The following is a 7,108-nucleotide window of genomic DNA, read 5'->3' as shown; positions in this document are numbered from 1 at the left end:
TCCGCGCCGAAGAGCCGGTCGAGGAGCCGCTCGATCAGGGCGGCGAAGGGCAGGTCTGCGTCAGGGGAGCGGGCTTCGGGCATGGTCGTCTCCGGAGGGGTGCATTGCTGCCGGGGACGGTTGAGAAGGGCTCGCGGGATCTCGCCAGCGCGACCTTCCTCATCGCAGCGCGCCGCTGCTTGCGCGACCGGCCCGCATCGATCCGCAGCGATGCGGACAGCTTCTCGGCGAACGGGTCCAGCTTGCTCGGGGAGGGCCAAATCTCTCGAGTTCACCCGGCAAGGTCTGAACCTGGTGTGGGAGCTTCGACTGGCGTCGGATGATCCTCGTCCTTCGTCAAAACACGGCTGGCCTCCCGCTTAAGAGCTATCTCGATCTGGAGGCGAACGGCGGCTATCCGGATCGCCGCCACAGAATCGGATGTTCAGTCCAAACGGCGGCATCGGGCCCTGCATGCTTTCCAACAGACGGGCACAGAGCGGTCATTCGCTGCACTCCACATCAAGGTCTCAAGTGCGGACAGAACGGATCCTCGCCGAAGCGTCATCAACCAACATGACCGGCCCTCTGCGGTCGTTCGACGGGCTCTCGGCCGACGTGCTCTTGCAGGGTTCCGCAAGGCTTGCCGGCGAGCCCTGCGCCGGGCGTCAACGAGCTTCCGGCGTCCTCGCCGGAGGCGCTTGGGGTCGTCCCGGCAGTCGCTAGCGAGACATCTCCGCCCGATCCCAGTCGGCCCAGTCCGGCGATCCCTCGACGGCGAGCGCCTCTTCGGCTCGGAACTCGACCATGTGAACCGTCACATGGTCGCGCTCCGCGAGAACGACGGAGTAGGCCTCGGGCAGTTCCGAACGGGTGAGCAACCGGCTCTCGGCGAAATTCGCGAAGCCGGCGTGGTTGGTGCCGCGGGGCGCGCTCAACGGAACGCCGTGGAACGATCCCGAAAGCGGGATGTGGCAATGGCCGAAGAAGATATGGGCCAAGCGCTCCGCATGCCGCTTCACGACCTCGCCCAGGCGATCCGCGTCCTTGAGCATGATGCTGTCGGCGGGCGCGACGCCCGTGGGTGTGGGGTTGTGATGCAGGAACAGCCAGAACGGTCCGTCCGCCTCGGCCAGCCGGGCGTCCAGCCACGCGGCCCGCGTCTCGCAAAAGCGCCCTTCGTGGGTGCGCGGCGCCCAGGTGTCGAGCGCGAGACCGACGCCGCGCGACAACGGGAAGGCATGCTGGACGAAGCCGTTCTCGTCCGCGAATTCGGGAAAGACGCTCAGGAAGGTCTCCCGGTCGTCGTGGTTGCCGATGCACAGCCGCACCGGTATCGACAGCGTGTTCAGGCGTTCGCGCAGGCGGACGTAGTCGGCGCGGTCGCCCCAGTCCGAAAGATCGCCCGTGATCACCAGGGCTTCGGCGTCGGCATGCAGGCCCAGCGCGTGGTCGAGCGCGCGCCTGAAGTTCGCGTTGGGGTCGCGGCCGCCGATGGTCTCGCCCGGGGTCGTGAGGTGAATGTCAGTGAAATGCAGAAGCTTCATGGCGTCCTCGTTCCGTCGGCGCGCATCGACCCGCCCGGGCGCCGCGCCTGGCTGCGCCGGACGTTGAAGAAGGGAGGGAGCGGCGCGCGGGCCGCTCCCGAGGTCGGCGCTCAGGAGGGGTCGGCGGGCAGCAGGGCCTGAACCTCTTCGGTCAGCTCCTCCTGCAGTTCCTCCATGTCGTCGTACTCGCCCGAGACGATGCCCTCGAGCGCGTCATAGATCACCTGCGTCGCCGCCAGGCCGTTGTCGCCCGGATAGGCCTGCCACTCGCGCAGCAGGGGCAGCTGGCGCACGGCGGTCTCCTTGTTGGGGTTGGCGGTGTAGAAGTCCTTCAGGATGATCTCGTTGGCGGCCTTGTTCGGCGGCATGTAGCCGGTGGTGCGGGCCACGTCGGCCGCGCCCTCGCCCGAGGTGATGAACTTCAGCCAGCGCCAGGCGGCGTCCAGCACCTTGGGATCGTCGCTGTCCGAAACCAGCATGGCGGAGTTGCCGCCCGCCGGCAGGCCATGGGGCGCGCCGTCCAGGCCAGGGAACTCGTTGGTCATCAGCGTGAAATCGCCCTTCGCCCGCTCCACCGCGCCGAGGGCGGAGGTGGACCAGTACATCATTGCGATCTCGCCGGCCGAGAACGAGGCGAGCGCCGCCTTCCACTCCAGGTTCTGCATGTCGCAGCCGCGGAAGATGCCGTGCATCGTTTCAAGCGCCTTGAGGCCCTCGGGCTCGTCCAACTGGAAGTCGACGCCGATCACGGTCGGCTTGTCCTGCGACCACATCAGGGCCTGCAGGAACCAGTTTCCGGTGATGTTCCAGCCCCAGAAGACCGGGTTCTTGACGCCCGCCTCGCGCAGCTTGGCGCAGGTCTCGACGACCTCGTCCCACGTCTTGGGCAGGCTGTCGGCGTCGAGGCCGGCCTGCGCCATCAGGTCCATGTTGTAGTAACCGACGGGCAGCGAGACCGAGAACGGCAGGCCGTGCACGTCGCCCTCGAAAGTGCCGAGGTCGAGCATCGCCTTGTGGTAGCCGTCCTTGGCGAAATCGACTTCCTTCGCGATGAACGGCTCCAGCGACTTCGCGATGCCCTTCTCCACTAGGATCGCCTGGCGGTTAAGGCCCTGCATGGTCACGTCGGGCAGATCGCCCGCCACGGCCTCGCGCAGGATGGTGTTGGTGCCGTCCTCGTAGCTCTCGTAGGTGGCGCGGAACTTCACTTCCACGTCCGGATTCGCCTCGTAGAACTTCGGCAGGACCTTCTCGTAGGTCACGTCGAAGAGGTGCGAGTAGGGATAGGCGAACTCGATGACCGTCTTCTCCTGGGCGAGGGCGCCCGTGGCGGCGAAGACGAGGGCCATTGCGGCGGTGCTGCGAAGCATTAGCTTTCTCCCGTCAGCTTGTTGGGGCGCGGGCGTGCTTGCTGACCCGAACCGCGCCTTCGATGATCCCCTTGGGGATGGCTGCTCCGGGGCGGGCCGCGGCTCGCCCCGGAAATTTCTCCGGCTCACTTCATGCCGCTCAGCGTGATGCCTTCGATGAAGCGGCGCTGGGCGATCAGGAAGGCGACGATCAGCGGCGTGACGATCACCGTCGCCGTCGCCATCATCGGACCGAAATTGTCCCCGTCCGCGTCGCCCTTGAACTCGCGCAGGCCCAGCGGCGGGGTGAACAGGTCGCGGTTCCCGGTGATCACGATCCGCGGCCAGAAATAGTCGTTCCAGTGCGCCACGACGGAGAAGATCGCGAAGGCCAGCAGTGCCGGCACCGCGGTCGGCAGCATCACCCGCCAGATGATCGAGAATTCGGTCATCCCGTCCATGCGCGCTGCGTCGATCAGGTCGTCCGGCACGGTCATGAAGAACTGGCGCATCAGGAAAATGCCGAAGACCGAGATGGTCCAGGGCACGATCAGCGCCGCGTAGCTGTTGGTCAGCCCGACCTTCGAAAGCATGATGTAGAGTGGCAACGCGATCGCGTGCACCGGGATCAGCAGGCAAAACAGCACGAGGCTGAACACCAGCTCCCGCCCCCAGAACCGCATCTTGGCGAGCGCATAGGCACAAGGCAGCGCCACCAGCACCTGGATAAAGAAGATCGAGACGGTGACCACCAACCCGTTGAAAAGGTAACGCAGCAGCGGCGCCTTCTCGAAAGCAGTGACGTAGTTGTAAAGCGCCGGGGTCACCATGCAGTCTTCGGGATCGTTGCCGAGCTTGACGCAGAAGTCGTCGCGGAACGCCTCCTGCGTGCCGAAGACGCCGCCCGTGCCCTGCATGATCTCCGCCGGCGATTTCAGCGAGTAGGTGACCATCACGTAGAACGGGAGGATCACGATCAGCGCGCCAAGGATCAGCACCGCGTGCCTCATGGCCTCGCCGGTCGAAAAGCGCAGAGCGGCGGGTTCGCGCGCCACGGCGCGGGGCAGTGCTGCGTCCGTCATGAGTAATGCACCTGTCGTTCCACAAGCCGCCGCTGGATCAGCGTCAGCACCATCACGAAGCCCAGGAAAACCATGGTGATCGCCGCGCCGATGCCCATCAGGTTCTGCTGGATCGCCTTCTCGTAGATGGCGAACATCATCACGTAGACGCTCTTCGACGGACCGCCGCCCTGCGGATAGAACGCCTCGACCGTGTCGAAGACTTGAAAGCTGCGGATGATCGAGATGGTCACCACGAAGACCGTGGTCGGCCCCAGCATCGGCCAGGTCACCAGGCGGAAGCGGTCCCAGCCGGACTTGGCGCCGTCCATCATGGCCGCATGGTAGAGTTCCCGCGGGATCGAGGTCAGGCCGGCCAGATACAGCACCATGTTGAAGCCGAAGCCCTGCCAGACCCCGATGAAAGCCACAGTCCAGATCGCGGTGTCGCGGTCCGTCAGCCACAGGGGGAAGGTGCGCTCGCATCCGTGGGCCCAGAACGACGAACCCTCGAGCCACGTGCCGCAGCCCAGCGCCAGCGCGCGGTTCACCAGCCCGATGGTCGGGTGCAGCGTGAACTCCCACACGATGGCCATGGCCAGCAAAGCGGCCATCACCGGCAGGAAGTAGATCGTCTTATAGACGTCCCCGAAGCGCCTGACCGAGCTGATCAGGAGCGCCGCGCCGAGGCCCAGTCCCACTGACACCGGCACCACCACCGCCACGTAGCGGAAGGTCGCGCCGAACATCTTCTCGTAGGTGGAGCGGGTGAAGATTCGCTCGTAGTTCTCCGTCCCCACCCAATCCACCGACGAGCCGCCGAGCGAATAGTCGGTGAAGCTCAGCACGCCCGCGATGGCGATGGGCAGCAGCAGGATCAGGAACATCAACGCCAGCGCCGGCGCGATGAACCACATATGCGTGAAGGAGCGGGGCATCACGCCACCTCGGCCGGCGCCCGGGCCGCAGCGTCCCGCAGGCGCAGGCGCGGGCCATGGGGCGCAAAAACCATCGCCTCGCCACGCCGCCGCCCGATGCGCACCATCCCGCCAAGGCCGGGATCTTCCGCCGGCAAGGCGCGGGCGACGATGCGATGCTCGCCGTCGGCGATTGCGACATGCAGGTAGACGTCCGCGCCCATGTGCTCGGCATGCACGACGCGGCCGTCGAAGCCCTCGGGCGCATTTGGCGCGACCAGCGAGAGATGCTCGGGCCGCAGCCCCACGGCCACGGGCCCGGCCGGCCCCTCAACCTGCCGCGACAGCGCCACGCCCAGGCAGCTCGCCCGGCCGGAGCCGTCCAGCTCGCCGGGCAGGATGTTGATCTTGGGCGAGCCGACGAACTCCGCCACCGCCAGATCGGCCGGATCGTCGTATACCCTTTGCGGCGCGTCCAGCTGCAGGATCCGCCCGCCCATCATCACCGCCATGCGGTCAGACATGGTCAGCGCCTCGGCCTGATCATGCGTCACGTAAATGAAAGTCGCGCCGAGGGCGCGGTGCAGCTCCGCCAGCTCGGAACGCATATGCACGCGCAGCGCCGCGTCTAGGTTCGACAACGGCTCGTCCATCAGGAACGCCGCGGGCTTCCGCACCATCGCGCGGCCCAGCGCCGCGCGTTGCCGCTGCCCGCCCGAAAGCTGGCCGGGCTTGCGAGACAGCAGCGCCTCGATCTTCAGGATTCCGGCCGTCTCCTTCACCTGCTCGGCCAGTTCGCGGCGCTTGGCGCGGCTGATCAACGGTCCGATCAGCGGCAGCCTCTCCCGCGCCGTCAGATTGCGCAGGCGCAGCGGCGTCAGCATGTTCTCGGCCACCGTCAGATGCGGGTAGAGCGCGTAGGACTGGAAAACCATGGCGAGGTCGCGATCGGCCGCGCGCATCCCGTCGACGCGCCGCTCGCCGATTCGCACCGTACCGGCCGACGCCGCCTCCAGCCCCGCGATGATGCGCAGAAGCGTGGACTTGCCGCAGCCCGAGGGGCCGACAAGCGTCAGGAACTCGCCATGCGCCACGTCGAGGTCGATGCGGCTGAGCACGCGCGTGTCGCCGAAACTCTTTTCGATACCGTCCAGCGTGATCGAGGCCATGCCGCCCTCCGCGATTCCATAGCGCGAGGGTCGGCCGTCACGGCCACGTCTTCGTGACGCCGTATAAGCAGGGCTAATGCCACCCTGACCTTGATCCGGAACGATGAAGCCAAGCCCCTACCAGATCGCCGCTTTCACTGAGGCCGCGCGCGAGCGCAGCTTTTCCCGCGCGGCCGAGGCCATGGGAGTCACGCAGTCCTCGGTCACCCAGCATGTCACCAAGCTCGAACGCGCGATCGGCGCGAAGCTTTTCGTGCGCCGCAGTGACGGGCTGGAGCTGACGCGCGCCGGACGCGACCTCTTCGTCGTGAGCGACCGCCTGCGCACCGTCGAACGCGCCGTCCACGAAAAGATCGCGCGGTTCGGCGACATGACCACCGGGCACCTGAATGTCATCGCCAACGCCCCGCGCCCGGCCATGCCCGCGATCGCGCGCTTCGCAGAGCTCCACCCTGGCGTCGAGATCGAGTTCGGCCTCCACGACTGGACCACGGCCATGGGAATGCTGCGGGAGGGCGAGGCCGATGCCGGGCTGATCACCGAGCCGGCGGCCGGCGCGGGGCTTCACATGCGCCGCGTCGGAACCACCCGCTACATGCTCCACGTGCGTCGCGACGATCCGCTGGCCCGACGCCCGTCGGTGTCGTTGCGCGATGTCGCCGCCGAGCATGTCCTCGTCCTGCCGGAGGACGGCAGCTTCACGCAGCGTGTCTTCCGCGCCGCGCTGTCGCGGCACGAGATCGAGGCCCCGAGGGTCATGAAGATCCGCACGTTCGCCGCGCTCAAGGAAGCGGTCCTTCATGGCCTCGGCGCCGGCATCCTGCTGGAGGACAGCCTGTTTCCCTCCCGCCAGCTCGCGACCCTCGAGATCGACGAGATGCAGGAGGCCTACGCGAACCACCTCGTCGTCCCTTCGCCGAAACGCGACCTCGCCGTGGTCCGGCGCTTCGGCGAAGTCGTCGCTGACCTGAGCGCTGCGCCGCCGTGAAGACGCCGGGCATGTCGTGCGTCGTGCGACTTGGGTCCTTCCCTTCGCGCGCCGAGCCTTCGGCGCCTGTCATTCTCGCCCGCGCGCTGAAGGTCGGC

Annotated in this window: 7 protein-coding genes; 2 read left to right on the top strand and 5 right to left on the bottom strand. The window is 67.1% G+C overall.

Features of this window, described 5'->3' with window-relative positions; genetic code table 11:
• A partial coding sequence (locus tag ACE37J_RS00470; RefSeq protein WP_409705310.1) for a hypothetical protein occupies positions 1-323 on the top strand: 323 nt, incomplete at its 5' end.
• 378 nt (positions 324-701) lie between these two features.
• Here the strand turns inward: ACE37J_RS00470 and ACE37J_RS00465 are convergent.
• From ACE37J_RS00465 to ACE37J_RS00445, 5 genes are all read right to left on the bottom strand, one after another.
• Positions 702-1,526 (bottom strand): phosphodiesterase, encoded by an 825-nt coding sequence (locus ACE37J_RS00465; RefSeq protein WP_409705307.1) that lies wholly within the window; start codon positions 1,524-1,526, stop codon positions 702-704.
• Positions 1,527-1,636: 110 nt separating this feature from the next.
• Entirely contained in the window at positions 1,637-2,896 is a 1,260-nt protein-coding gene (locus ACE37J_RS00460; protein WP_409705304.1) for an extracellular solute-binding protein, read from the bottom strand.
• Positions 2,897-3,021: 125 nt separating this feature from the next.
• The gene (locus ACE37J_RS00455; RefSeq protein WP_409705301.1) at positions 3,022-3,957 is read right to left on the bottom strand and encodes a carbohydrate ABC transporter permease; all 936 of its coding nucleotides are present in this window, start codon (positions 3,955-3,957) and stop codon (positions 3,022-3,024) included.
• A complete protein-coding gene (locus ACE37J_RS00450; protein WP_409705298.1) occupies positions 3,954-4,874 on the bottom strand; it encodes a carbohydrate ABC transporter permease in 921 nt (306 codons plus the stop codon). The genes ACE37J_RS00455 and ACE37J_RS00450 overlap by 4 nt, the downstream gene beginning before the upstream one ends.
• On the bottom strand, positions 4,874-6,022 hold the full coding sequence (locus ACE37J_RS00445; RefSeq protein WP_409705295.1) for an ABC transporter ATP-binding protein: 1,149 nt from the start codon (positions 6,020-6,022) through the stop codon (positions 4,874-4,876). Before ACE37J_RS00445 ends, ACE37J_RS00450 begins: the two co-directional genes overlap by 1 nt.
• Positions 6,023-6,125: 103 nt before the next feature.
• Here ACE37J_RS00445 and ACE37J_RS00440 point away from each other — a divergent pair, with 103 nt between their 5' ends.
• Positions 6,126-7,010: a LysR family transcriptional regulator gene (locus tag ACE37J_RS00440; RefSeq protein ID WP_409705292.1), complete on the top strand. Its 885-nt coding sequence runs from the start codon at positions 6,126-6,128 to the stop codon at positions 7,008-7,010.
• The last annotated feature ends 98 nt before the right edge of the window (positions 7,011-7,108 follow it).

The organism is Pikeienuella sp., assembly GCF_046290545.1.
Lineage (GTDB): Bacteria > Pseudomonadota > Alphaproteobacteria > Rhodobacterales > Rhodobacteraceae > Pikeienuella.
The sequence above is the reverse complement of the archived record's forward strand: the minus strand, read 5'-3'. Positions and strand labels throughout refer to the sequence as shown.

What these genes read in the sequence shown, in the direction of transcription:
- ACE37J_RS00440 (WP_409705292.1), top strand. Translation starts at nt 6,126, where the DNA reads ATGAAGCCAAGCCCCTACCAGATCGCCGCTTTCACTGAGGCCGCGCGC.
- ACE37J_RS00465 (WP_409705307.1), bottom strand. Translation starts at nt 1,526, where the DNA reads ATGAAGCTTCTGCATTTCACTGACATTCACCTCACGACCCCGGGCGAG.
- ACE37J_RS00455 (WP_409705301.1), bottom strand. Translation starts at nt 3,957, where the DNA reads ATGACGGACGCAGCACTGCCCCGCGCCGTGGCGCGCGAACCCGCCGCT.
- ACE37J_RS00445 (WP_409705295.1), bottom strand. Translation starts at nt 6,022, where the DNA reads ATGGCCTCGATCACGCTGGACGGTATCGAAAAGAGTTTCGGCGACACG.
- ACE37J_RS00460 (WP_409705304.1), bottom strand. Translation starts at nt 2,896, where the DNA reads ATGCTTCGCAGCACCGCCGCAATGGCCCTCGTCTTCGCCGCCACGGGC.
- ACE37J_RS00450 (WP_409705298.1), bottom strand. Translation starts at nt 4,874, where the DNA reads ATGCCCCGCTCCTTCACGCATATGTGGTTCATCGCGCCGGCGCTGGCG.